We start from the raw sequence: 21,578 nt of genomic DNA on the forward strand, positions 1-21,578 counted from the left end.
TCCCTCCCCGCCATCACCCACACCGACCGCGCCCCGGCCCCTCGTCCCGGTCACTCCTGCCCCGTTCCCCGGCGCTTGATCACTTCGCGTCGGCATAGCACTCCACCACCGCCGTCGTGAACGGGAAGCGCACCGGCGTCGGCCCGAAAGCGATCCGACCCGCCGTCTCGGCCGCGGCCGCGATCGCCTCCGCCACCACGTCCGCCTCCGCCGCCGGACAGTGCACGATCACCTCGTCGTGCTGGAAGAACACCAGCTCGGCACGGAGCCCGCCCTCCCACAGCGAGTGGCGCAGCGCCGCCAGCACCAGCAGCGCCCAGTCCGCGGCACTGCCCTGGACGACGAAGTTACGGGTGAACCGGCCGCGGGCACGGGCCGCCGCCGAGCTGCCGCCGTACCCCGCCGGCTGCTCCTCCTCCTGCGGCAGGCCCGCCTCGTCGGGCGGCGCCACGGACGCCGGCGGACAGGTACGCCCCAGCCACGTGCGCACCAGACGCCCCTCCTCACCCGCACGCGCCGCCTCGTCCACATACGCCACCGCGGCCGGATAGCGGCGCCGCAGATCGGCCATGTGCTTGAGCGCATCGCCCGACGTCTGCCCGTAGATCGCCCCGAGCAGGCCCAGCTTGGCCTGCGCCCGGTCACCACCGAACGCGCGGGCCGCCAGATCCGCGTACAGGTCCTCGCCGCTGCCGGCCACCTCCATCAGGCCGCGGTCACGGGAGACGGCCGCCAGCACCCGCGGCTCCATCTGGGCGGCGTCGGCGACCACCAGCCGCCACCCCGGATCCGCGCGCACCGCCTGCCGGATCACCTTGGGGATCTGCAGCGCCCCGCCCCCGTTGGTCGTCCAGCGCCCGGAGACCGTGCCCCCGGGCAGGTACTCGGGGCGGAACCGGCCCTCGTGCACCCACTGCTGCAACCAGGACCAACCGTGGGCGGTGTGCAGCCGGTACAGCCTCTTGTACTCCAGCAGCGGCTCCACCGCCGGATGGTCGATCCGCTGCAGCTCCCACTTGCGGGTCGAGGTCAGCGCGATCCCCGCGCCGGCGAACGCCCTGACGATGTCCTGCGGCAGATCGGGCCGCACCCGCGCGCCCGTCCCGAACGCCCGCGACACCTCGTCCGCCAGCTCCGCCAGCCGACGGGTCTCCGTCCCGCCCGGATACCGCTCGCCCAACAGCCCGTCCAGCAGGGCCCGATGGACATCCGCCCGCCACGGCACCCCGGCCCGGCGCATCTCCGCCGCGACCAGCATCCCCGCGGACTCCGACGCCAGCAGCAGCCGCATCCGCTCCGGATGCCCGGCCTGCTCCGTACGCGCCAACTGGCCGGCATAGACCTCCAGCAGCGCGGTCAGCTCGTCCGTGCCGGGCGGCAGCGGCACCGGGCCCGGCTCGAACAGGGACGGCTGCGGTTCGGCCGCGCGCACCGGAGCGTCCGGCGGCACCGGCAGACCGCGCAGCCGCGCCCAGGCGGCGGCCAGCGAACGCGGCTGCCCCGACTGCCCCTCCTCGTGGCCGATCAGCAGCGCCTCGGCGGCCTCCACGTCGTAGCACCGCTCCACCCGCACCCCGGCCGCCAGCAGCCGCCGGTAGATCTCCGCGGTGGACCGCCACACCCACCGCCCGACCTCCGGCCGCGACCCCACCGCCTCGGCGAGCGACCGCTCCCGCACCACCGGCCCCGCGGGCCGGCCGTCCGCCCCGAGCGGGCAGAGACGAGCACCCCCGTCGCCCGCCTCCACCACCGCCCATCTCATGCCTCCGAGTCTTGCACCAGGGTCTGACAATCACCCTGACCTGCGGACACGACGCGCTCCACGGGCACACACCCACGGCCGCCCCGAGCGTCGTCAGCTGCCCCGGGCCCACCCCGAACGCCCGCTGCCCGGAAGACGTTGTCCAGGCCCGGATCGCTCCCCACAGCGCCAGGCCCTGCTACCGCAACACCAGTCCGGCACCTGCGCATGGGTCACCTACATATCGCCCTCGCACCGCACGCCCCGCACAACGTGCGCTGACCGCTGCCGGGTTGGGAGAACAGGCGAGGATCGATGAGGCCGCCACTTCTGCCCTGCTTGATGCGTTGAACAGCCTGTCGCTCCAGGCGGCGCCCCCAGCTACCCCGTCGACGTTATCGGCCTGATCACCCCGGCATTCGCCAACAACTGCCTCAACCCTGGTGCGGTACAGGACCCTTGAGGAACGGAGCTCTCGCACCCGGGGCTCGACGTCAAGGGCCGGTACGAATTCCCCCTCGGCCTTTGATATGACCGATGCGCGGCCGGAGCGGGGCCGCCCGCCTGGGTGCAGTGATATGTGTTTATGGTTTGGTGGCATTCGAGTGAAACGGCGAAACCGCACCCTCAGAAGCGAGTTGACCAGTGCGCTCCGGATACGGGCACTCCGCTTCGAGAAGGGTAAATCGTGATCAAGAAGGTCCTGGCCACGACGGCTGTAGCCGCGTCCGTCGTCGGCATCTCGGCGACGGCCGCCCCCCAGGCGATGGCGGTCGGCAATCAGCACGGCACCCAGACGGTCAACGGCAACGGCGCCAAGACCGCCTTCGGAAACTCCACCACCCACGGCGCGATGAGCCCGCAGCTGGAGCTCATCCAGGGTTCGCTGAACAAGCTCTGCCTCGCTCTGGGCAAGGTGGACGCGCAGATCCTCGCGGGTGCAGTTCCGATCGCGCTGCAGGACATCAACGTGCTGTCCAACCCGCAGAACCAGCAGTGCACCGACAACTCGAGTCAGACAAAGGGCGACGAGCCACTGTCGCACATCATCGACGACATCCCGATCCTGTCCGGGAACGGCGTCGGCAACCGCTGAGCCGGCCATCGGCAGCAGGCCCGGACCGCCGGCTCTCACTCCCAGAGCGGTCCGGGGCCTGCGGCACCCCGTTGCGAAACGGAGGGGCGAAATTTCTCGATCCCCCTTTCGATAGGAATTCGTATTCGGCGGGTACCTCGTTCGTTCGAACTCCGGTGTTTTTTCCGCGTCGTATGCGCGGTGGCAATCTCCTGAAACGGTCTTGCACCCTTCGGGCGATTCCTCCGAAAACCTCCGGGCAAGAGTTTCGTCCACGAGGGAAAATCGTTACCAATATCGGCAGCGGCGTTACGGGCGAGCAGATCCGCGCCCGTGCGACACGACGGTCGTGTGCGCCACGGACCCGCTGCGGGAAGGTCTGAAAGTGAAGTACGCAAAGGTCGCAGCAGCCACTGCCGGCACGCTGATGGCAGTGGGCGCGGCTGCGCCGGCGTTCGCCGACGCGGGTGCCGCCGGCGGCGCCAAGAACTCTCCCGGTGTCCTCTCCGGGAACGCCATCCAGGTTCCGATCCACATCCCGATCAACCTCTGTGGCAACACCGTTAACATCGTCGCGCTGCTGAACCCGGCGTTCGGCAACACCTGCTTCAACCACTGACTCGAAGGGCTTCGAGCCGTGTTCATGTGGCCGGCCTCGGTGCGCAGTTCCCTGCGTATCGGGGCCGGTCGCGATGCGTTTTCCGGCTGCAAAGACATAACGCCCACAGGTTTCGGGCGGTGGGGCCAAGAAGCGCGAAATTCAGGGTTTCTCCGGACGAAGGAAATCGTTAGTCACGCTGAAAGCGGTGATCCGAGCAGTGAAGTGATTGCTCACGCGGCGCTGATGTCGCGGGACCGTCAAGCACCGCCCGAGAAGGGACAGTTCCAGTGAAGTACGCAATGTCTGCTGCGGTTGTTGCCGGTTCCGTCATGGCGCTGGGGGCCGTCGCGCCCGCTTTCGCCGCCCAGCCCGGCGCGCCGACCATGAGCCTCAACGGCGGGCTGGCCGACGCGTTGAGCACCAAGCAGCTGGACGGCCATCAGTTCGCACCGCTGGTCGAAACGGTCAAGACCACGGAGGACAAGGTCAAGTCGACCAATGCGAAGAAGGTGCTCCGTGGCGTCGCCGGGGCGGCCAAGAAGACTTCGCTGCTCGGTGGTCTTCCGCTCAAGTAATTCCTGGGCGTGTGGCGTCGGCCGCCCGGCGGCCGGACAGCGGAGCTGTCCGGCCGAGAAGCGGCAACGCGGTGTGAACTTCGCTGTCCCTCGGCCGCACTCGGCGAATTCAACGCGGCATGGAAAAATTCGCGGTACCCGGATACGGGTTGAGGTTCCGAAGCTTCGTCGCACCTCCGTGTTTTCCGCTCCCCGGTTGCGGGTTCGGGCCACTACGCCGGTCGTCAAACGGATTAAAGCTCCGCTCTTTGAGTGAATGAGAACAACCAAAATCATCCTTGCGAGTTGGGCATATTGCCCAACCCAAGGGCATCCCGAAACGCGAAGGACCGAAATGATCAAGAAGGCACTGGCGACCGCGGCTGCGGCTGCATCCATTGTCGGCGTGGCCAGCGCTGCCGCCCCCCAGGCGATGGCGATCGGTAACCAGCACGGAACGTCTACCGTCAACGGTAACGGCGCCGCGCAGATCTACGGCAATTCGACCACGTACGGCTACATGAGTCCGCAGATCGGCCTGATCCAGGGCTCGCTTAACAAGCCGTGCATCGCTGTCGGTAAGGTGCCGCTCCAGATCCTCGCAGGGGCAGTCCCGATCGCGGTGCAGGACATCAACATCCTGTCGTCGCCGCAAAACCAGCAGTGCACGGAAAACTCCACGCAGGCCAAGGGGGACGAGGCGCTGTCGCACATCCTGGACAACATCCCGATCCTCTCGGGCAACGGCGCCGGCAACCACTGAGCCGCTGAGGCGAACCCGGGCCACCCGGCCCTCCTTCTTCCGGGTGGCCCGGGTTACTGCTGTCGGCCGGTGTACGTAAAACGACGACCGGCGCAGGAGCAGAAATGTTATTCGCTCGTGACTTAAATCCGGCGCACCGGATCGTTATAAGGTTGTGTGGAGGGAATCATGCCAATGCCCTTGCGAATTGATGGGGTTGCCAGGGCATTGGCATGCCGTCCGTAACGAAGCAGAGCCTGCGATGCCTTCCATTGGCAGCGCAGGCCCTGCTTCATGCAAAGGGAATTGACGCACCGGTACGACAAGTCGCATTTCCCGTACGTGAACCGGCGTGACGGTAGCGGAAGCGACGGCAGATAGCGCTTCCCCGCAGGGCCGGGTGCCAGCTATTCGGGTGATGGTGCAGAACTCAAGCAGGTATGGCGGGTTGTTCAAACAGGGCTCTCGTGTCGGGAGTTCCTTCTCCTGAAGGGTTTCGTGATGAACAAGATGATCGCGGGCGTGGCTGTGGCGGCGTCGCTGGTCGGGATTTCCGCTGCGGCCGCTCCGCAGGCCATGGCGATCGGTGACCAAGAGGGCACCAGGACGGTCAACGGCAACGGAGCCAAGAGCGTGTTCGGCAACTCCGTCACGCACGGAAAGCTGAGCACCCAGCTCGGGCTCGTTCAGGGTTCGCTGAACGAGCCTTGCCTCGCTCTGGGCAAGCTGGACCTCCAAGCCTTCCTCGGTGCGGCGCCGATCGCGTTGCAGGACATCAATGTGCTGTCCAACCCGCAGAACCAGCAGTGCGTCGTGAACTCGACGCAGGCCAAGGGCGACGAGCCGCTGTCGCACATCATCGACGACATTCCGATCCTCTCCGGGAACGGTGTCGGCAACCACTGAGGGGCAACGACCCAGGCCGTACCACCGCTTGTGTCTCCGGGCGGTCGGCGCCGCGTATGCGCTGCCGGCCGCCCGGCGGTGTCAGGAACACGGGGGGCGCGGGCAGCAGCCCGTAGGCACGAACTGCAGACGAGGGATGACAGATGCGACAGAGCCTGAAGAGGTGCGTGCTCCTCGCGGCCGCGTCGGGCGCGCTCGGGGCGGGCGGCGGCGTGGCGTACGCGGACGCCGGCGCCGCGGGAGCCACCACCAACTCGCCAGGGGTGCTGTCCGGGAACAGCATCCAGGTCAGTGTGGACACCCCGGTCAACGCGTGCGGCAACTCCGTGGACGGGGCCGCGGCGCTGAACCCGGCCATGGGGGCCTCGTGCGGGACCGGCGGAGCCTCCTGGCCGGCCGCGCAGCGCCCCCCGCTGGCCCCGCCACCACCGGCGCCGCACCGCAGCGCCCCGGAGCCGGTCCGGCACCAGGTCCCGCAGCCCGCGCACCGGACCGCGGCGCACCCCGGCCACCGGGAAGCGCCGCACCATGCCGCACAGGAGCCCCGGGTCGGGGCGGTGGAGCGGGCCGGCGCGTCGGCCGGTTCCGCGCTGCTGGCGTCCACCGGCGCGGACGAGCTGGGCATGCTGGCCGGTGCGGGCGGCGGGCTGCTGCTGGGAGGGGCGCTGCTGCTGCGCAGGGCCCGTACGCGGCGTAAGTGAGGCGGGGGCCGGGCCGGGGCGCCCGACGGGTGCCGGTCCGGCCCGGCCGAGCGGGTCCGGCGGGCCGCTCGGCCTGAGCCGCCCGGTCGAGCCGGCCGTCGGCAGCGCCGGGCGGTTCGACCGCGGGCCGTCGTACCGCGGCGGGGGCGGAGCTGCGGCTGGAAGCCGCCCCTGCGGGGATACGGCGGATCGTGCGGATCAACGCCTGGCGTACCGGCCCGGCACGGGCCGGGCCGGCCATTCGCTCATTGGTGGGGACCCGGAGGCCGGGGCGTTTGAAGCAGGGGGAACGGGTCTCCGCGGGGCCGTGCCGGTCCGCCCGCCCTCTGGGAGAATGACGAGGAAAGCCGCAAAAGTGATGAGTCGATGAGGTGCGGACATGCTCATTGCACTGGCGCAGACGGATTGTGTGCTGGGCGAGGTGGCGGAGAACCTCACGATCGCCCGCGAGCAGATCGAGCAGGCCGCGGCCCAGGGTGCCGACGTCGTCGTCTTCCCCGAACTGAGCCTGCACGGCTACCACTTGGGCGCCCTCAAGCGTGACGAGTCCCTCGAGGCGAACGATCCGCGGCTGCTGGAACTGAGCACCCTGGGCCCCGACGTGATCGTCGGCTTCCATGAACACACCAGCCTGCGTGCCTACAACACCGCGGCGCACTACGCGGAGGGCGCCCTGCTGCACGCCCACCGCAAGCTCTACCTCCCCAACTACCTGGCCTGGGAGGAGCGCAAGCACGTCAGCCCCGGGCAGTCGCTGCGCGCGTACGCACTGAACCGGTCCCAGAGCGGGGGGCGGGGCGCGACGCTGGTGTGCAACGACGCCTGGCAGCCGGTGCTGCCGTGGCTGGCGGTGCAGGACGGCGCGGAGGTGCTGTTCGTGCCGACCAACAGTGCGGCGAGCCTGGATCCGGAGGCGATGGACACCGGGCTGTACTGGGACACCCTGCTGTCCTATACGGCGAAGATGCTGCAGTGCTGGGTGGTGTTCGTCAACCGGGTCGGCAATGAGCACGGTGCGTCGTTCTGGGGCGGTTCGCGGGTGGTGGACCCGCGCGGCGCGGTGGTGGCGCAGGCGCCCAAGTGGGAACCGTCGCTGGTCACCGTCGAGATCGATCTCTCCGAGGCGCGCCGGCAGCGTCGCGCGGTGCCGCTGGTCGCCGAGGCCCGGCTGGGGCTGATCGACCGCGAGGTGCGGCGGCTGATCGACGAGGGCGGCGACCACTGACGGGCCGGCCGCCGGGCGTCAGCGGCCGGCGGTGGACTCCGCGCGGGGCGCCTCGGTGGGCTGCTCGTCCTTGAGCGCCTTGGCCTCGGACTTGAGGATGCGCATCGAGCGGCCGAGGCCGCGGGCCATGTCGGGCAGCTTCTTCGAACCGAAGAGCAGCACGAGCACCGCGATGATCAGGATCAGGTGCCAGGGTTCGAAGGCGTTGCGGAGCATGGGCGCGCTCGCTTTCGTCGGGGGCGGTGGACGTTCTGTCCAGTATTACCGGAAGCGTCCGGCCGCCCGCCCCAGGGGGCGGCTCCGGATGGCGGAGCCCGGCGGCGCCCCGTGGTGGGCGCTCTCGGCGCCCTTCCGCGGTGGGCGCGGGCTGAGGGTGACGGCCCTGTGGATGGCGCGCCGGGCCGCGTAGTGGGCCACCCTCACGCGCCGCCGTCCGTTCCTGATCAGTTCGCTGTCCTTGATCTTCAGACCCGCGGGCACGGTGCGTCTCCTCGGGGTATCGGCCCAGGTGGGGGCCTATTGAAAATGGAAACCATTTCCGTATACTACCCACATGGCCCGCAACGAACTACGCCCGGTCGTCAAGCTCCGGTCCACCGCCGGCACCGGATTCACCTACGTCACCCGCAAGAACCGCCGCAACGACCCCGACCGCCTGGAACTGCGCAAGTACGACCCGGTGGCCGGCCGGCACGTCGCCTTCCGAGAGGAGCGCTGAAGACCGCCATGAAGCCTGGAATCCACCCCGCCTACGGGCCCGTCGTCTTCCGTGACCGGGCCGCCGGCCACGCCTTCCTGACCCGCTCCACCGCGACCAGCGAGAAGACGGTCGAGTGGGAGGACGGCAACACCTATCCCGTCATCGACGTCGAGATCTCCTCAGCGAGCCACCCCTTCTACACGGGCGCCGCCCGGGTGCTGGACACCGCCGGCCGCGTCGAGCGCTTCGAGCGCCGCTACGGCACGCGGACCCGTTGAGGCACCGCTCGACGTCGTACCGGTGGGCGGCCTGCACGCGGACGCGCGGCGGGCCGCCGTCGAGCGGCAGGGCAAACCTCGCCGACTGGACGATCACCTGGGCCCTGGAACCCGAGGGGCGTGGCGCACGTCTCTTCCTCGTCCATGAGGGCTTCGGCCCCGACGCCCCGTACCAGGTGCAGGCGCACCGCATCGTGGGCGGCGGCCGGCGGTCACTCGTGGAGGAGCGGCTGGTGAAGGTCCTCGACGAGGGGTGACGGCCCCGGCACCGGCTGTCGTGCACGTGCATCTGCGCATGCATTCGCATGTGAACGCAGCTATGATCCCGGGCAGTTGACACCGTTTATCACCGGGAGATCCCAGTGCCCCACGCATACAACGGCATGGCCGCAAAGGATCTCCGTGAGGTGACGTGGCAGAAGAGCCGGCACAGCAACTCCCAGGGTTCCTGTGTGGAGTTCGCCAAACTGCCCGGCGGTGACATCGCCGTACGCAACTCCCGCTTCCCGGACGGCCCCGCGCTCGTCTACACCCCTGCCGAGGTCCGGGCGATGCTGCTCGGCGTCAAGGACGGGGAGTTCGACCACCTCGTACCGGACTGAGTGCGGGAGGCGGCACGCGCACCGCATGCGAGCGGGCGCCCGTACCTGACGGGCGCCCGCTCGCATGTGCGGTACCGGCCGTGGGGCGGCTGCGGCTACGGGAGCCGGAAGAGCGCCCACACGATCTTTCCGTGCGTGACACCGGCCAGCGGGTGCCAGCCCCAGCTGTCACTGAAGGACTCCACGAGATACAGCCCGCGCCCCGACTCGGCGGCGGAATCCGCCTCGCCGGCGACCGGCGAACCGTCGCTCGGATCCCGTACGGCACAGATCAGCCGCTGTGACCAGCGCATCAGGTGGAGCCGGGCCGGCGCGACCGCGTCCGGCTGTTCCGGGGCGGCGAGGATCGCGTGGCGCAGCGCGTTGGTGACGAGCTCGGACACGACCAGGGCGACCGAGTCGAACAGGTCGTCCAGCTCCCAGCCCTGCAGGGTCTCCCGGGTGAACTTCCGCGCGGAGCTGACCGATTCGTAGCGCGGGGCGAGTGTGCACGCCGCGGATCCGGAGACGGCCGGGGGGTCGACGGGAGGAAAGCCCTGCCATAACGGCTCGAGCATGGTCAAAACCTTGGTCCCCATGCGAGGCACTCCTGGCGTTCGCGGACGTCATGACCCTGGCCGGTCAGCCGGATCTGGCGGATCTTTCACGAGCGTGCATGCGTGCGACGCCTATGGTTCCCAATGTGCGAGACAGATGCAAGGGCAGATGCACGTGCACGTGCCGCGATTGCACCAACCCACCTTGGTTTCAGGCGAATTATTGCTGCCGATTCTTGAATGGGGTGTGCAGGAGCCGCACATCTCAGTAACCGGATGAGCACTCAACGAAGCCCGGACGTGGCAGACTGCGGCCCACTGTTGGACGGGTGGGGGTCACAGGAGGGTCGGAGAGGTGTCCGCAAGTGAGTCGAGCGGATCGGTGGTGCGGCGGATCCTGCTCGGGTCGCAGCTGCGCCGCCTGCGTGAATCCCGTGGGATAACCCGCGAGGCGGCCGGCTACTCGATCCGTGCGTCCGAGTCGAAGATCAGCCGCATGGAGTTGGGCAGGGTGAGCTTCAAGGCACGCGACGTCGAGGACCTGCTCATGCTCTACGGCGTCAGCGACGCCCAGGAGCGCGAGGCGCTGCTGTCCCTGGCGCGCGAGGCCAACGTCGCGGGCTGGTGGCACAGTTACACCGATGTGCTGCCCAGCTGGTTCCAGACGTATGTCGGCCTGGAAGGGGCCACCTCGCTCATCCGGGTCTACGAAGTGCAGTTCGTGCACGGCCTGTTGCAGACCGAGGCGTACGCCCAGGCCGTCGTCAGACGGGGCATGCCCGATGCCGCCCCCGCGGACATCGAACGCCGGGTCGCGCTGCGCATGGAGCGCCAGAAGCTGCTGGTGGCCGAACGGCCCGCACAGTTCCACTGCGTGCTCGACGAGGCGGCGCTGCGCCGCCCGTACGGTGAACGCGAGGTCATGCGCGAACAGTTGAGACATCTCATCGAGGTCTCCGAGCGTCCCAATGTGCGTCTTCAGGTCATGCCCTTCAGTCTGGGCGGGCACTCCGGCGAGTTCGGCGCCTTCACCATGCTCGGCTTCCAGGAGTCGGGTCTGCCGGACGTCGTCTTCCTGGAACAGCTGACGAGCGCGCTCTATCTGGACAAGCCGGAAGAGGTGGTCCAGTACGGGCGCGTGATGGACCGGCTCCAGGAGGAGGGCCCCAGCCCGTCGGAGACCAGAGACCTCTTGCGTGGTCTACTCCAACTCATGTGACGCGTCGGTAGGATGGCGAACCATCAGGAGCCAGCACCCCCCAATGCGGCGCCTTGAGCGCCCTGTTCTCCAGATCGGGATGACATGTCCTACTTCGACGAGTTGGCGTATCAGTTCATCGACGGTGAGTGGCGCTCCGGAAGCGGCTCATGGGACATCGTCGACTTCAATCCATACAACGGCGAGAAGCTGACCTCCATACCCGTCGCCACGGTCGAGGAGATCGACCAGGCATACCGTGCCGCCGAACGCGCGCAGCGGGAATGGGGCGCCACCAATCCGTACACCCGCCGGCTGGTTTTCGAGCGCGCGCTGCGGATCATCGACGACCGTGAGGCGGAGCTGTCCGACGCGATCGCCGCGGAGGTCGGCGGCACGCTCGCCAAGGTGGGCTTCGAGCTGCATCTCGTCCGGGAATTCCTGCGCGAGGCGATGCAGCTGGCGCTGCGCGCCGAGGGCCGCATCCTGCCCTCGCCCATCGACGGCAAGGAGAACCGGCTCTACCGCCTGCCGGTCGGCGTGGTCGGGGTCATCAGCCCCTTCAACTTCCCCTTCCTGCTGTCGGTCAAGTCCGTCGCCCCGGCCCTCGCGCTCGGCAACGCCGTCGTCCTCAAGCCGCACCAGAACACCCCGATCTGCGGCGGCGGGCTGGTCGCCAAGATCTTCGAGGAGGCCGGTCTGCCGGCCGGGGTGCTCAATGTCGTGGTCACCGACATCGCCGAGATCGGCGACGCGCTGATCGACCACCCGGTGCCCAAGACCATCTCCTTCACCGGCTCGGAGAAGGTCGGCCGGCACGTCGCGACGGTCGCCGCCGCGAACTTCAAGCACTCGGTGCTGGAGCTGGGCGGCAACAGCGCCCTGGTGGTCCTCGACGACGCCGACCTCGACTACGCCGTGGACGCCGCCGTCTTCAGCCGCTTCGTGCACCAGGGCCAGGTCTGTATGGCCGCCAACCGCGTCCTCGTGGACCGCGCCGTCGAGCGGGAGTTCACCGAGAAGTTCGTCGCCAAGGTCGCGTCCCTGAAGGTGGGCGACCCCACCGACCCGCAGACCCATATCGGCCCGCTGATCAACGAGGGCCAGGCCGACGCCATCACCTCGCTGGTCGACCGCGCCGTCGCCGACGGCGCCACGGCGCTCCTCCAGGGCGAGGCCCGGGGCACCCTCGTGGCCCCCACCGTGCTGAGCGGTCTGCCGGAGGACTCCCCGCTGCTCGCCCAGGAGATCTTCGGGCCCGTCGTCCTGCTGATCCCCTTCGACGGCGACGAGGAGGCCGTACGGCTCACCAACTCCACGCCGTACGGGCTGAGCGGCGCGGTGCACACCGGCGACATCGAGCGCGGGGTGCAGTTCGCCAAGCAGATCGACACCGGGATGTTCCACGTCAACGACGCCACGGTGCACGACGAGCCGATCGTTCCCTTCGGCGGCGTGAAGAGCTCCGGCGTGGGGCGGCTGAACGGCGACGCGATGGTGGAAGCCTTCACCACGACCAAGTGGATCTCCATCCAGCACGGGCGGTCGCGGTTCCCGTTCTGAGGTGTCCCCGTTCCGCGGGGGCCGGATGGGGAATCTCGGCGCGGGCGGGAGTTGCGGACAGAAGTTGTCCGCAAGGGTTCGTAGCGTGAGGGGTGTCGGAAGGGCGGCGGCGGAGCGCCGGGCGCCCAGGGATGTCGCGGAAGGCGGATGTCATGCCCACTCACGTTCTTGCTGAGGCACACGGTGACGAGACCGGTGCGCTGCTGGCCTTTCTGGAAGCGCAGCGCGGCGGGCTGCGGCGGGCGGTCCTCGGGCTGACCGACGCGCAGGCCGCCGAGCGGCCGAGTGCGAGCGAGCTGTCGCTGGCCGGGCTGGTCAAGCACGTCGCAGAGACCGAGCAGGGCTGGGTGGAGACGGCGCAGGGGCTGCCGCACTCCATCGAGCGGGACCAGTCCACCTGGCACCTGAGCTTCCGGCTGGAGGACGGCGAGACGCCGGCCGACGTGCTGGAGTTCTGGGAGGGCGTGGCGCAGCGGACCGAGAAGTTCATCCGCTCCGTGCCGAGTCTGAACGACACCTTCGCGCTGCCGGAGGCGCCGTGGTTCCCGCCGAACGCCCGGCAGTCGATGCGGTGGCTGATGCTGCACCTGATCGAGGAGACCGCCCGGCACGCGGGGCACGCCGATGTCATCCGCGAGTCCCTGGACGGCAGGACCGCCTTCGAGCTGGTGGACGAGGAGCGGGCGGGCCGGGAGCGTACGGCCGGGGAGTAGGCGGGCGGCGCCCCGGAGGCGGGCGGCCCGGGGGCCGGGGCGCGCAATAGCCTGGGGGTATGTCAGCGATCCGTCTCCTGGTGCTCGGGGCCGTTCGGCAGCACGGGCGGGCTCACGGCTATCAGGTGCGCAACGACCTGGAGTACTGGGGCGCCCACGAGTGGTCCAACGCCAAGCCGGGCTCGATCTACCACGCGCTCAAGCACATGGCGAAGCAGGGACTGCTGCGGGCCCATGAGACCGCGCCGTCCACGGCCGGCGGTCCGCCGCGTACCGAGTACGAGATCACGGAGCGGGGCACGCAGGAGTACTTCACGCTCCTGCGCGCGTCCCTGACCGCCCACGACCAGAAGCCGGATGTGCTCTCGGCGGCGCTCGGCTTCCTGGTCGACCTGGACCGTGCGGAGGCCCTGGAGCTCCTGGAGGAGCGGGTGCGGGGGATCGAGCGGTGGCGGGGTGCCGTCACCGGGTACTACACGCCGGCGGAGGGGCCGGGGCAGCTCGGTCACATCGGCGAGATCATGAACTACTGGGTCCACTCCGCGGACGCCGGGGCGGAGTGGACCCGTGGACTGATCGAGCGGATCCGGGGCGGGGCGTACGTCTTCGCCGGTGAGGGGGAGCCGTTCGTCGGGGTGCTCGCCGAGGGGCAGGAGAACCCGTACGCGGGGCAGGGCCACCCCCCGGAGGCCGACGGGGCGGCGGGCGTTCCCCGGGACCGGAGTTGAGGTCAGTGGTGGAAGGCGGTCGCCTCGTTCTCCGGGCGGCCCAGGGGGCCCTGTTGTTCGCGTAGTTCCTTGAGGAGCTCTTCCAGGTCGGAGAGGAAGAGGTCGGCGAGGTCCTGGGAGAAGCCGTTGCGGCAGACGATGCGCAGGACGGAGAGGTCCTCGCGGTCGGGCGGGAAGGTGTAGGCGGGGATCAGCCAGCCGCGTTCCTTCAGGCGCCGGGACACGTCGAAGACGTCGTAGGCGGTGATGTGGCCGGCGGTGGTGAAGGCGAAGACCGGCAGTTCGTCGCCGCGGGTGAGGAGCTCGAAGTCGCCCAGGGAGCCGATGCGTTCGGCCATGGAGCGGGCGACGTCCCGGGTGGCCTGCTGGACGGCGCGGAAACCGGCCCGGCCGAGCCGCAGGAAGGTGTAGTACTGGGCGGCCACCTGGGCGCCGGGGCGGGAGAAGTTGAGGGCGAAGGTCGGCATGTCGCCGCCGAGGTAGTTGACGCGGAAGACGAGTTCCTCGGGGAGTGCCTCCTCGTCGCGCCACAGGGCCCAGCCGACGCCGGGGTAGACCAGGCCGTACTTGTGCCCGGAGGTGTTGATGGAGGCGACCCGCGGCAGCTGGAAGTCCCACTTCAGCTCCGGGTCGAGGAACGGGGCGATCATCGCGCCGGACGCGCCGTCCACGTGGACCGGGATGTCCCAGCCCTTCTTCTCGTGGAGGTCGTCGAGCGCCGCGCAGATGTCGGCCACCGGCTCGTAGGACCCGTCGAAGGTGGAGCCGAGGACGGCCACCACGCCGATGGTGTTCTCGTCGCAGAGTGCGGTGGCGGAGTCGGCGTCGAGGTGGAAGCGGTCGCCCTGCATCGGGACCTGGCGCGCCTCGATCTCCCAGAAGTTGCAGAACTTCTCCCAGCAGACCTGGACGTTGGCGCCCATGACGAGGTTGGGCCGGGCGGAGGCCGGGTACCGGTCGGCGTTGCGCCGCATCCAGCGCCGTTTGAGGGCCATGCCGGCGAGCATGCACGCCTCGCTCGACCCGGTGGTGGAGCAACCGACCGCGCCGGGGGCGTGCCACAGGTCGGCGAGCATCGCCACGCAGCGCCGCTCCAGTTCGGCGGTGCGCGGGTACTCGTCCTTGTCGATCATGTTCTTGTCCCGGCACTCCGCCATCAGGACGCCGGCCTGCGGCTCCATCCAGGTCGTGACGAAGGTCGCCAGGTTGAGGCGGGCGTTGCCGTCCAGCATGAGTTCGTCGTGGACGAACTGGTAGGCGACGTGCGGGGCGAGGGGGCCGTCGGGCAGGGTGTGCCGGGGTGGCGAGGTCTCCATGCCGGATACCGGGTCGGCCTCACCGTAGAAGGGGTTGACCGGGTGCGGGGTGTGCTTGCGGTCGGCCGGGGGCGCGCCTTTGTGCAGGGTCATCTGTCGCCACTTCCCGTCATCCGGCCTGTGCGAGGCCGTGCTTGATGGCTTTGGTGAACTTCACGACGCGCTCCGCCTGGATCCGGGCGGCGGTGCGCGCGTCGTCGTCGAGGGGGGTGTCCGGGCCGCCCACGTGGGAGGTGCCGTAGGGGTTGCCGTCGATGAACTTCGCCGGGTCGGTGTAGCCCGGGGCGATGAGGATGCCGCCGAAGTGGTGGATGGTGTGGTACAGGGCGAGGAGGGTGGATTCCTGGCCGCCGTGCCGGGTGGCGGACGCGGTGAAGCCGCTGTAGACCTTGTCGGCGAGCCTGCCCTGGTGCCAGAGGCCGCCCAGGGTGTCGAGGTACTGCTTGAGCTGGGACGTGACGTTGCCGAAGCGGGTGGGGGTGCCGAAGAGCACCGCGTCCGCCCAGAGCATGTCCTCGTGGGTGGCTTCCATGACGTCCGCGGTCGCCGCGGCGTTGGCGGCCCAGGCGGGGTTGGCGTCGATCGCCGTCTGCGGTGCGAGTTCGGCGGTCCGCCGCAGCCGTACGTCGGCCCCCGCGTGTTCGGCGGCGTCCGCGATGCGGCGGGCGAGTTCGGCGACGGTACCGGTGGACGAGTAGTAGATGACGGCGACGTGGACGTCGTGGACGGGCATGAACACACCTCCCGGGAACCCGACAGTCCTGACAATAAGGGCATAGGGGGTGTGCGGCCTCCAGGGTTCGCCCAGTGGAAGCGCAACGGGCGGGCGGCCGCCCCGGTGCGGGACGGCCGCCCGCCCGTATCGGCGGGGAGGGCCCGGCTCAGCTCGCGCTGGCCAGCGACAGCTTGGCCGCGAAGCCGAGGAACGCCGCGCCGGCGCCCGCGGACAGCCCGGCGGTCAGCCGCTTGCGGCGCCGGAAGGTCGCCGCCAGGAACGTCCCGCTGAAGATCAGGACGGACAGGTACGTGAAGCTGAACAGCTGCGCCCAGGCGCCCAGCGTCAGGAACGACAGCACCGGGTGGGCGTACGACGGGTCCACGAACTGCACGAAGAACGAGATGAAGAACAGGATCGCCTTCGGGTTGAGCAGGCTGACCACCAGCGCCCGGCGGAACGGGCGTTCCACCGTCTCCTTCGGCGCCTTGGGGGCACCGTCCTTCAGCTCGGCCTTACGGACCTCCCGGCCGCGCCACAGCGCCCAGGCGCCGCGCAGCATCCCGACCGCGAGCCACGTCAGATACCCGGCGCCGGCGAACTTGACGACGGCGAACAGCACCGGGCTGGCCTGCAGCAGCGAGGCCACGCCGCCCGCCGACAGGGTCATCAGCACGGTGTCGCCGCACAGCACCCCGGCCGCCGCCCGGTAGGCGACCCGGGGGCCGCGCCGGGCCGCCACCGAGACGACGTAGAGCGAATTCGGGCCCGGCAGCAGAATGATCAGCGCGAGTCCCACCAGATAGGTGGACAGATCCGTTATCCCCAGCATGTGCGGCATGGTCTCACCCTCCGCGCCCCGCCCTCGCCGGGTTTTCAGGATGCGGACTTGCACCTCACGCGGCGTGAGGACGCACCGTGGAGCGCGTACCGAGGAAGGAGCGGAAGTGAGCTATCCGGTAGGGCAGGTCGCGTCCTTCGCCGGCGTGACGGTGCGCACCCTGCACCACTACGACGAGATCGGGCTGCTCTCCCCGAGCGCCCGCAGCCACGCCGGTCACCGTCGTTACGACGACGCCGACCTCGACCGGCTGCAGCGGATCCTGTTCTACCGGGAGCTCGGCTTCCCGCTGGAGGAGGTCGCGGCCCTGCTCGACGACCCGGACGCGGACCCGCAGGAGCACCTGCGGCGCCAGCACGGCCTGCTGGCCGCCCGGATCGAGCAGCTGCAGCAGATGGCCGCGGCCGTCGAACACGCCATGGAGGCACGGAAGATGGGCATCAACCTCACGCCCGAGGAGCGGTTCGAGGTCTTCGGGGACCACGACCCGGACCGGTACGAGGAGGAGTCGCGGCGGCGCTGGGGCGACACCGAGCCGTACCGCCAGTCGCAGCGCAAGGTCAGCGCGTACACCAAGGAGGACTGGCTGCGGATCAAGGCCGAGGGCGCCGCGAACACCGACGCCTTCGCCGCCCTCATGGACGCCGGAACGCCCCCGTCCGCGCCGGCGGCGATGGACCTGGCCGAGGAGCACCGGCAGCAGATCTGCCGGAACTTCTACGACTGCGGCTACGAGATCCACTCCGGGCTCGCCCGGATGTACAGCGACGACGAGCGGTTCCGGTCCACCTTCGAGCAGATCAAGCCCGGGCTCGCGGCCTATCTGACGGAGGCGATCCTCGCCAACGCCGCCCGGCACGCCTAGGAGGCCGTAGGGCGGCCGCTCACCGGTCGCCGTACGGGCCCGGGCGGCCGTTCGCGCCCCGGCCGCCGTACGGGACACCGGGGCCGGTCCCGCGCCCCGGCCGTCTCAAGCCTGCGGGGTCAGCACCACCGCGGTGCCGTACGCGCACACCTCGGTGCCGACGTCCGCGGCCTCCGACACGTCGAAGCGGAACATCAGCACGGCGTTCGCGCCCCGCGAGCGGGCCTGCTCCACCAGCCGTTCCATCGCCTGGTTGCGGGTCTCGACGAGGGTCTTGGTCAGCCCCCGCAGCTCGCCGCCGACCAGCGACTTCAGGCCCGCGCCGATCTGGCTGCCCAGGTGCCGGGAGCGCACCGTGAGGCCGAAGACCTCGCCGATCACCCGTTCCACGTGAAACCCCGGCACGTCGTTCGTCGTCACCACCAGAACGTCGGACTGCGCGCGCTGCCCGCCGCCGTACTCGTCGATGCCCATGGGCGCGTACCTCCTTGCGGCCAGCATCGCCCGGCGCCGGGAGGCCGGCCAGCGGTCGGGGAGCGGTCGGGTGGCGGGCCCCGGCGGACGCCTGGAACCAAGGGGCGGCGTCCGGCGTTGATAGTTTTGGGCCGCACACGCGCCTGTACCCCGTCGCTCGTACGATCCGGCGCCCTCGACCCAGGAGCCTTCACCCCGTGAATACTCTCGCGCTCGGCCCGCAGTGGCTGGACCCGGACTACCTGATCGCGACGTTCGGCCTGATCGGCGTCCTGGTCATCGTCTTCGCGGAGTCCGGCCTGCTGATCGGCTTCTTCCTGCCGGGTGACTCGCTCCTGTTCACCACCGGCCTGCTGGTGACGACGAACAAGCTGGACCGCCCGCTGTGGCTGGTGTGCTGCCTGGTCGTCCTCGCCGCCGTCCTCGGCGACCAGGCCGGCTACCTCTTCGGCCGGAAGGTCGGCCCGTCGCTCTTCAAGCGCCCCGACTCCCGCCTCTTCAAGCAGGAGAACGTCGAGAAGGCGCACGAGTTCTTCGAGAAGTACGGCCCCAAGTCGCTGATCCTGGCCCGCTTCGTGCCGATCGTGCGGACGTTCACGCCGATCGTCGCCGGTGTGAGCCGGATGAACTACCGCTCCTTCCTCGTCTTCAACGTCATCGGCGGTGCGCTGTGGGGCGCCGGTGTCACCCTGCTCGGTGCGCTGCTCGGCAATGTCGAGTTCGTTCACAAGAACATCGAGCTGATGCTGGTCGCGATCGTGCTGATCTCCGTGGTCCCGATCGCGATCGAGTTCCTGCGGGCGCGTAGCAAGGCCAAGAAGCAGGGGGCGGCGCCGGTCCCACCGACGCAGCCGGGCCGCCCGCACGGCGCGACCGCGGACAGCGCCCGCCGCGGACGGCACGCCAAGCGCTGAACCGGCCCGGCGCGCACACGCCGGACCCCGCCGGAAAGGCCCCGGGGGAGTAGGGGGCCGACGCCGGGGGAGACGGTCACCAGACACTTTCAGGAGTTGCTCCGCCGCGCGCCCGCTCCCCGGCCGCGGCGGTTCCTGCCGTCAGGCGGCGGTGGTCGGGCACGGTGCGGGGAGCGGAAAGGTGCCCCCTAAGCGAGCACCCCGTCCGGTCATCAGGCATCGTGTCCTTGGACCACCCCCCAGGAGGCCAACAAGGAGCGAAGACCCGTGGCGTCGGACCCACACGCACCGGAGCAGGGCAGCGGACCCGCCGAGGACCGCAAGCCCGCGTCGGACGAGGCGCACAGCGCCTTCACCCCGCCACTCGGTGTCCCCTATCCCCCGTTGCCCGAGGACGAGCACCCCACCTCCGATTTCGCCCTCCCCGCCGGCCTGCGGCCGGAGGCGCCGGCCGAACAGGAGGGCTCCGCGTTCGTACGGCCGGGCAGCACCACCGGTCAGACACCGCTGCCCAAGCCCGTCGGCGCCACCGCGATGAGCCTGGCCTTCACCCCGCCGCAGGGCATACCGGCCATCAGCCTGACCAAGGAAGCGCCCTGGCAGGACCGGATGCGCACGATGCTGCGGATGCCGGTGGGGGAGCGGCCGGTCCCCGAGCGCCTCGGGGGCGGCGACGAGGAGACCGGTCCCGCGGTCCCCCGTGTCCTCGACCTGACCCTGCGCATCGGCGAGATCCTGCTGGCCGGTGGTGAGGGCGCGGAGGACGTCGAGGCGGCGATGTTCGGCGTCGCGTACGCCTACGGGCTGGAGCGCGTCGAGCCGACCGTCACCTTCACCCTGCTGTCGATCTCGTACCAGCCGTCGCTGGTCGACGACCCGGTCACGGCCAGCCGGACGGTCCGCCGCCGCGGCGTCGACTACAACCGGCTGTCCGCGGTCTTCGGGCTCGTCGACGAGATCACCTCCGACGGCCTCACCCTCGAAGAGGCGTACCGCGGCCTCGCCGAGATCCGCCGGAACCGCCACCCCTACCCGAGCTGGGCGCTGACGGTGGCCTCCGGGCTGCTGTCCGGTGCCGCCTCCATGCTCGTCGGCGGCGGGCTGCTGGTGTTCGTGGCGGCCGCGGTGGGCTCGATGCTCGGCGACCGGCTGGCGTGGCTCGCCTCCGGGCGGGGACTGCCGGAGTTCTACCAGTTCGTGGTCGCCGCGATGCCGCCCGCCGCGGTGGGCGTCGCGTTCGGCCTGGCACACGCCAACGTGCAGGCGTCCGCGGTGATCACCGGTGGGCTGTTCGCACTGATCCCGGGGCGGGCGCTGGTCGCCGGCGTGCACGACGGGCTGACCGGTTACTACATCACCGCCGCGGCCCGTCTGCTGGAGGTCGGCTACCTGATCGTCGGCATCGTCGTCGGCGTGCTCAGCGTGCTGTACATCGGACTGCAACTGAACCCGGGCCTGAAGCGGCTCAACCCCGAACAGGCGCTGGGCACCTACAACGTGCCGGTGGTGCAGACCATCGCGGCGATGCTGCTGGCGCTGGCGTTCTGCGTACTGCTCCAGCAGGAACGTCACACCGTGGCGTTCGCAACGCTGAACGGCGGGGTGGCATGGGTGGTCTACGGCGCCCTCGCCTACGTCGCCGGCATCAACCCGGTGCCCGCCACCGCCATCGCGGCCGGACTGGTCGGCCTCTTCGGGCAGTTGCTCTCCCGCTACCGCTACGCCTCGGCACTGCCGTACGTCACCGCCGCCATCGGCCCGCTGCTGCCGGGTAGCGCCACGTACTTCGGCCTGCTCAACTTCGCCCAGGGCCACCTGCCGCAGGGCCTCACCTCGCTGGTCCAGGCCGCCTCGCTGGCGCTGGCCATCGCGGTGGGGGTCAACCTCGGCTCCGAGGTCGCCCGGCTGTTCCTGCGCGCCCCCGGCATGCAGGCGGGCGGCGCCGGACGCCGCGCGGCCAAGCGCACCCGCGGCTTCTAGGGCGGACACCCGTCCGGCCCGACACGCACGACGGGCGGCACCCGACTGGGTGCCGCCCGTTCGCGTAGGAAAATCAGAGCGCGGAAACCGCTGTGCGCCCGGGTCGGGTCAGTGCCCGCCGCCGTGCGACTCGAAGCGCTTGTACGACGCCTCGATCTCGGCCTCGGCCTCGGTGCGGCCGACCCAGTCGGCGCCCTCGACGGACTTGCCGGGCTCCAGGTCCTTGTAGACCTCGAAGAAGTGCTGGATCTCCAGGCGGTCGAACTCCGACACGTGGTGGATGTCGCGGAGGTGCTCCACGCGCGGGTCCGAGGCCGGGACACACAGCAGCTTGTCGTCGCCGCCGGCCTCGTCCGTCATCCGGAACATGCCGATCGCGCGGCACTTGATGAGGCAGCCGGGGAAGGTCGGCTCGTCCAGGATGACCAGGGCGTCCAGCGGGTCGCCGTCCTCGCCCAGGGTGTTCTCGACAAAGCCGTAGTCGGCCGGGTAGCTGGTCGAGGTGAAGAGTCGACGGTCCAGGCGGATCCGACCGGTCTCGTGGTCCACCTCGTACTTGTTCCGCGAACCCTTCGGGATCTCGATGGTGACGTCGAACTCCACGGGTGGC

General features: G+C 70.0%; 26 protein-coding genes. 18 read left to right on the plus strand and 8 right to left on the minus strand.

All coding sequences use genetic code 11. From position 1 onward, the window contains the following. Positions 1-79: 79 nt before the first annotated feature. A complete protein-coding gene (locus tag OO62_RS20365; protein WP_033268923.1) occupies positions 80-1,762 on the minus strand; it encodes a bifunctional 3'-5' exonuclease/DNA polymerase in 1,683 nt (560 codons plus the stop codon). A gap of 667 nt (positions 1,763-2,429) precedes the next feature. Between OO62_RS20365 and OO62_RS20370 the strand changes: the two genes are divergently transcribed. The 7 genes from OO62_RS20370 (at position 2,430) to OO62_RS20400 (ending at position 7,545) form a co-directional block, all read left to right on the plus strand. Continuing rightward, positions 2,430-2,837: a rodlin gene (locus tag OO62_RS20370; protein ID WP_033268924.1), complete on the plus strand. Its 408-nt coding sequence runs from the start codon at positions 2,430-2,432 to the stop codon at positions 2,835-2,837. 364 nt (positions 2,838-3,201) lie between these two features. After that, positions 3,202-3,435, plus strand: coding sequence for a chaplin (locus OO62_RS20375; protein ID WP_033268925.1), 234 nt, complete (start codon positions 3,202-3,204; stop codon positions 3,433-3,435). A gap of 281 nt (positions 3,436-3,716) precedes the next feature. Then, positions 3,717-3,992: a hypothetical protein gene (locus OO62_RS20380; protein WP_228332505.1), complete on the plus strand. Its 276-nt coding sequence runs from the start codon at positions 3,717-3,719 to the stop codon at positions 3,990-3,992. Positions 3,993-4,326: 334 nt separating this feature from the next. Beyond that, a complete protein-coding gene (locus tag OO62_RS20385) occupies positions 4,327-4,734 on the plus strand; it encodes a rodlin (RefSeq protein WP_033268927.1) in 408 nt (135 codons plus the stop codon). A gap of 480 nt (positions 4,735-5,214) precedes the next feature. Continuing rightward, positions 5,215-5,619, plus strand: coding sequence for a rodlin (locus OO62_RS20390; protein ID WP_033268928.1), 405 nt, complete (start codon positions 5,215-5,217; stop codon positions 5,617-5,619). A 143-nt stretch (positions 5,620-5,762) separates the two neighbouring features. Then, complete coding sequence (locus tag OO62_RS40795; RefSeq protein WP_033268929.1) at positions 5,763-6,320, plus strand: chaplin; 558 nt, start codon at positions 5,763-5,765, stop codon at positions 6,318-6,320. A gap of 379 nt (positions 6,321-6,699) precedes the next feature. Continuing rightward, positions 6,700-7,545 (plus strand): nitrilase-related carbon-nitrogen hydrolase, encoded by an 846-nt coding sequence (locus OO62_RS20400; protein ID WP_033268930.1) that lies wholly within the window; start codon positions 6,700-6,702, stop codon positions 7,543-7,545. 18 nt (positions 7,546-7,563) lie between these two features. On the opposite strand, the gene tatA is transcribed toward OO62_RS20400, so the two are convergent. After that, positions 7,564-7,761 carry a Sec-independent protein translocase subunit TatA gene (gene tatA / locus OO62_RS20405; protein ID WP_033268931.1) on the minus strand — a complete coding sequence of 66 codons (198 nt, stop codon included), beginning with the start codon at positions 7,759-7,761 and terminating at the stop codon, positions 7,564-7,566. A 337-nt stretch (positions 7,762-8,098) separates the two neighbouring features. On the opposite strand from tatA, the gene rpmG reads away from it, so the two are divergent. The 4 genes from rpmG to OO62_RS20430 all read left to right on the plus strand — a co-directional run bounded on the left by rpmG (position 8,099) and on the right by OO62_RS20430 (position 9,125). After that, positions 8,099-8,263, plus strand: coding sequence for a 50S ribosomal protein L33 (gene rpmG / locus OO62_RS20415; protein WP_033268933.1), 165 nt, complete (start codon positions 8,099-8,101; stop codon positions 8,261-8,263). 8 nt (positions 8,264-8,271) lie between these two features. Next, positions 8,272-8,523: a type B 50S ribosomal protein L31 gene (locus tag OO62_RS20420; protein WP_033268934.1), complete on the plus strand. Its 252-nt coding sequence runs from the start codon at positions 8,272-8,274 to the stop codon at positions 8,521-8,523. Next, on the plus strand, positions 8,520-8,780 hold the full coding sequence (locus OO62_RS20425; protein WP_398741647.1) for an SRPBCC family protein: 261 nt from the start codon (positions 8,520-8,522) through the stop codon (positions 8,778-8,780). Before OO62_RS20420 ends, OO62_RS20425 begins: the two co-directional genes overlap by 4 nt. 105 nt (positions 8,781-8,885) lie before the next feature. After that, positions 8,886-9,125 carry a DUF397 domain-containing protein gene (locus tag OO62_RS20430; protein WP_033268935.1) on the plus strand — a complete coding sequence of 80 codons (240 nt, stop codon included), beginning with the start codon at positions 8,886-8,888 and terminating at the stop codon, positions 9,123-9,125. 95 nt (positions 9,126-9,220) lie between these two features. On the opposite strand, the gene OO62_RS20435 is transcribed toward OO62_RS20430, so the two are convergent. After that, a complete protein-coding gene (locus tag OO62_RS20435; RefSeq protein ID WP_078617280.1) occupies positions 9,221-9,703 on the minus strand; it encodes an ATP-binding protein in 483 nt (160 codons plus the stop codon). Between the two features lie 313 nt (positions 9,704-10,016). Between OO62_RS20435 and OO62_RS20440 the strand changes: the two genes are divergently transcribed. The 4 genes from OO62_RS20440 (at position 10,017) to OO62_RS20455 (ending at position 13,863) form a co-directional block, all read left to right on the plus strand. After that, a complete protein-coding gene (locus OO62_RS20440; protein ID WP_033268936.1) occupies positions 10,017-10,880 on the plus strand; it encodes a helix-turn-helix domain-containing protein in 864 nt (287 codons plus the stop codon). Positions 10,881-10,964: 84 nt separating this feature from the next. Beyond that, a complete protein-coding gene (locus tag OO62_RS20445) occupies positions 10,965-12,422 on the plus strand; it encodes an aldehyde dehydrogenase family protein (RefSeq protein WP_033268937.1) in 1,458 nt (485 codons plus the stop codon). 152 nt (positions 12,423-12,574) lie between these two features. Then, on the plus strand, positions 12,575-13,135 hold the full coding sequence (locus OO62_RS20450) for a DinB family protein (protein WP_033269014.1): 561 nt from the start codon (positions 12,575-12,577) through the stop codon (positions 13,133-13,135). A 59-nt stretch (positions 13,136-13,194) separates the two neighbouring features. Next, on the plus strand, positions 13,195-13,863 hold the full coding sequence (locus OO62_RS20455; protein ID WP_033268938.1) for a PadR family transcriptional regulator: 669 nt from the start codon (positions 13,195-13,197) through the stop codon (positions 13,861-13,863). Positions 13,864-13,865: 2 nt separating this feature from the next. Here the strand turns inward: OO62_RS20455 and gad are convergent, their stop codons facing one another. The 3 genes from gad to leuE form a co-directional block, all read right to left on the minus strand. Beyond that, the gene (gad, locus tag OO62_RS20460; RefSeq protein WP_033268939.1) at positions 13,866-15,272 is read right to left on the minus strand and encodes a glutamate decarboxylase; all 1,407 of its coding nucleotides are present in this window, start codon (positions 15,270-15,272) and stop codon (positions 13,866-13,868) included. Between the two features lie 16 nt (positions 15,273-15,288). After that, positions 15,289-15,912 (minus strand): NAD(P)H:quinone oxidoreductase, encoded by a 624-nt coding sequence (wrbA, locus tag OO62_RS20465; protein WP_033269015.1) that lies wholly within the window; start codon positions 15,910-15,912, stop codon positions 15,289-15,291. A 148-nt stretch (positions 15,913-16,060) separates the two neighbouring features. Further along, the gene (gene leuE / locus OO62_RS20470; protein WP_033269016.1) at positions 16,061-16,726 is read right to left on the minus strand and encodes a leucine efflux protein LeuE; all 666 of its coding nucleotides are present in this window, start codon (positions 16,724-16,726) and stop codon (positions 16,061-16,063) included. A 115-nt stretch (positions 16,727-16,841) separates the two neighbouring features. Here leuE and OO62_RS20475 point away from each other — a divergent pair, with 115 nt between their 5' ends. After that, positions 16,842-17,600 (plus strand): MerR family transcriptional regulator, encoded by a 759-nt coding sequence (locus OO62_RS20475; RefSeq protein WP_033268940.1) that lies wholly within the window; start codon positions 16,842-16,844, stop codon positions 17,598-17,600. 105 nt (positions 17,601-17,705) lie between these two features. Here OO62_RS20475 and OO62_RS20480 read toward each other — a convergent pair whose 3' ends face one another. Continuing rightward, positions 17,706-18,074, minus strand: a complete 369-nt coding sequence (locus tag OO62_RS20480; protein WP_033268941.1) for a YbjQ family protein — start codon at positions 18,072-18,074, stop codon at positions 17,706-17,708. A gap of 197 nt (positions 18,075-18,271) precedes the next feature. Here OO62_RS20480 and OO62_RS20485 point away from each other — a divergent pair, with 197 nt between their 5' ends. After that, positions 18,272-18,988, plus strand: a complete 717-nt coding sequence (locus tag OO62_RS20485) for a DedA family protein (protein ID WP_033268942.1) — start codon at positions 18,272-18,274, stop codon at positions 18,986-18,988. A gap of 267 nt (positions 18,989-19,255) precedes the next feature. After that, positions 19,256-20,968 carry a threonine/serine exporter family protein gene (locus OO62_RS20490; RefSeq protein WP_033268943.1) on the plus strand — a complete coding sequence of 571 codons (1,713 nt, stop codon included), beginning with the start codon at positions 19,256-19,258 and terminating at the stop codon, positions 20,966-20,968. 108 nt (positions 20,969-21,076) lie between these two features. Here OO62_RS20490 and OO62_RS20495 read toward each other — a convergent pair whose 3' ends face one another. Beyond that, on the minus strand, positions 21,077-21,571 hold the full coding sequence (locus tag OO62_RS20495; RefSeq protein ID WP_033268944.1) for an inorganic diphosphatase: 495 nt from the start codon (positions 21,569-21,571) through the stop codon (positions 21,077-21,079). Between the last annotated feature and the right edge of the window lie 7 nt (positions 21,572-21,578).

This window comes from Streptomyces lydicus (genome assembly GCF_000717345.1).
In the GTDB taxonomy this organism is placed as follows: Bacteria; Actinomycetota; Actinomycetes; order Streptomycetales; family Streptomycetaceae; genus Streptomyces; species Streptomyces lydicus.

What these genes read in the sequence shown, in the direction of transcription:
- OO62_RS20365 (WP_033268923.1), bottom strand. Translation starts at nt 1,762, where the DNA reads ATGAGATGGGCGGTGGTGGAGGCGGGCGACGGGGGTGCTCGTCTCTGC.
- OO62_RS20380 (WP_228332505.1), top strand. Translation starts at nt 3,717, where the DNA reads ATGTCTGCTGCGGTTGTTGCCGGTTCCGTCATGGCGCTGGGGGCCGTC.
- OO62_RS20385 (WP_033268927.1), top strand. Translation starts at nt 4,327, where the DNA reads ATGATCAAGAAGGCACTGGCGACCGCGGCTGCGGCTGCATCCATTGTC.
- OO62_RS20390 (WP_033268928.1), top strand. Translation starts at nt 5,215, where the DNA reads ATGAACAAGATGATCGCGGGCGTGGCTGTGGCGGCGTCGCTGGTCGGG.
- OO62_RS40795 (WP_033268929.1), top strand. Translation starts at nt 5,763, where the DNA reads ATGCGACAGAGCCTGAAGAGGTGCGTGCTCCTCGCGGCCGCGTCGGGC.
- OO62_RS20400 (WP_033268930.1), top strand. Translation starts at nt 6,700, where the DNA reads ATGCTCATTGCACTGGCGCAGACGGATTGTGTGCTGGGCGAGGTGGCG.
- tatA (WP_033268931.1), bottom strand. Translation starts at nt 7,761, where the DNA reads ATGCTCCGCAACGCCTTCGAACCCTGGCACCTGATCCTGATCATCGCG.
- rpmG (WP_033268933.1), top strand. Translation starts at nt 8,099, where the DNA reads ATGGCCCGCAACGAACTACGCCCGGTCGTCAAGCTCCGGTCCACCGCC.
- OO62_RS20420 (WP_033268934.1), top strand. Translation starts at nt 8,272, where the DNA reads ATGAAGCCTGGAATCCACCCCGCCTACGGGCCCGTCGTCTTCCGTGAC.
- OO62_RS20435 (WP_078617280.1), bottom strand. Translation starts at nt 9,703, where the DNA reads ATGGGGACCAAGGTTTTGACCATGCTCGAGCCGTTATGGCAGGGCTTT.
- OO62_RS20445 (WP_033268937.1), top strand. Translation starts at nt 10,965, where the DNA reads ATGTCCTACTTCGACGAGTTGGCGTATCAGTTCATCGACGGTGAGTGG.
- OO62_RS20450 (WP_033269014.1), top strand. Translation starts at nt 12,575, where the DNA reads ATGCCCACTCACGTTCTTGCTGAGGCACACGGTGACGAGACCGGTGCG.
- OO62_RS20455 (WP_033268938.1), top strand. Translation starts at nt 13,195, where the DNA reads ATGTCAGCGATCCGTCTCCTGGTGCTCGGGGCCGTTCGGCAGCACGGG.
- gad (WP_033268939.1), bottom strand. Translation starts at nt 15,272, where the DNA reads ATGACCCTGCACAAAGGCGCGCCCCCGGCCGACCGCAAGCACACCCCG.
- wrbA (WP_033269015.1), bottom strand. Translation starts at nt 15,912, where the DNA reads ATGCCCGTCCACGACGTCCACGTCGCCGTCATCTACTACTCGTCCACC.
- leuE (WP_033269016.1), bottom strand. Translation starts at nt 16,726, where the DNA reads ATGCTGGGGATAACGGATCTGTCCACCTATCTGGTGGGACTCGCGCTG.
- OO62_RS20480 (WP_033268941.1), bottom strand. Translation starts at nt 18,074, where the DNA reads ATGGGCATCGACGAGTACGGCGGCGGGCAGCGCGCGCAGTCCGACGTT.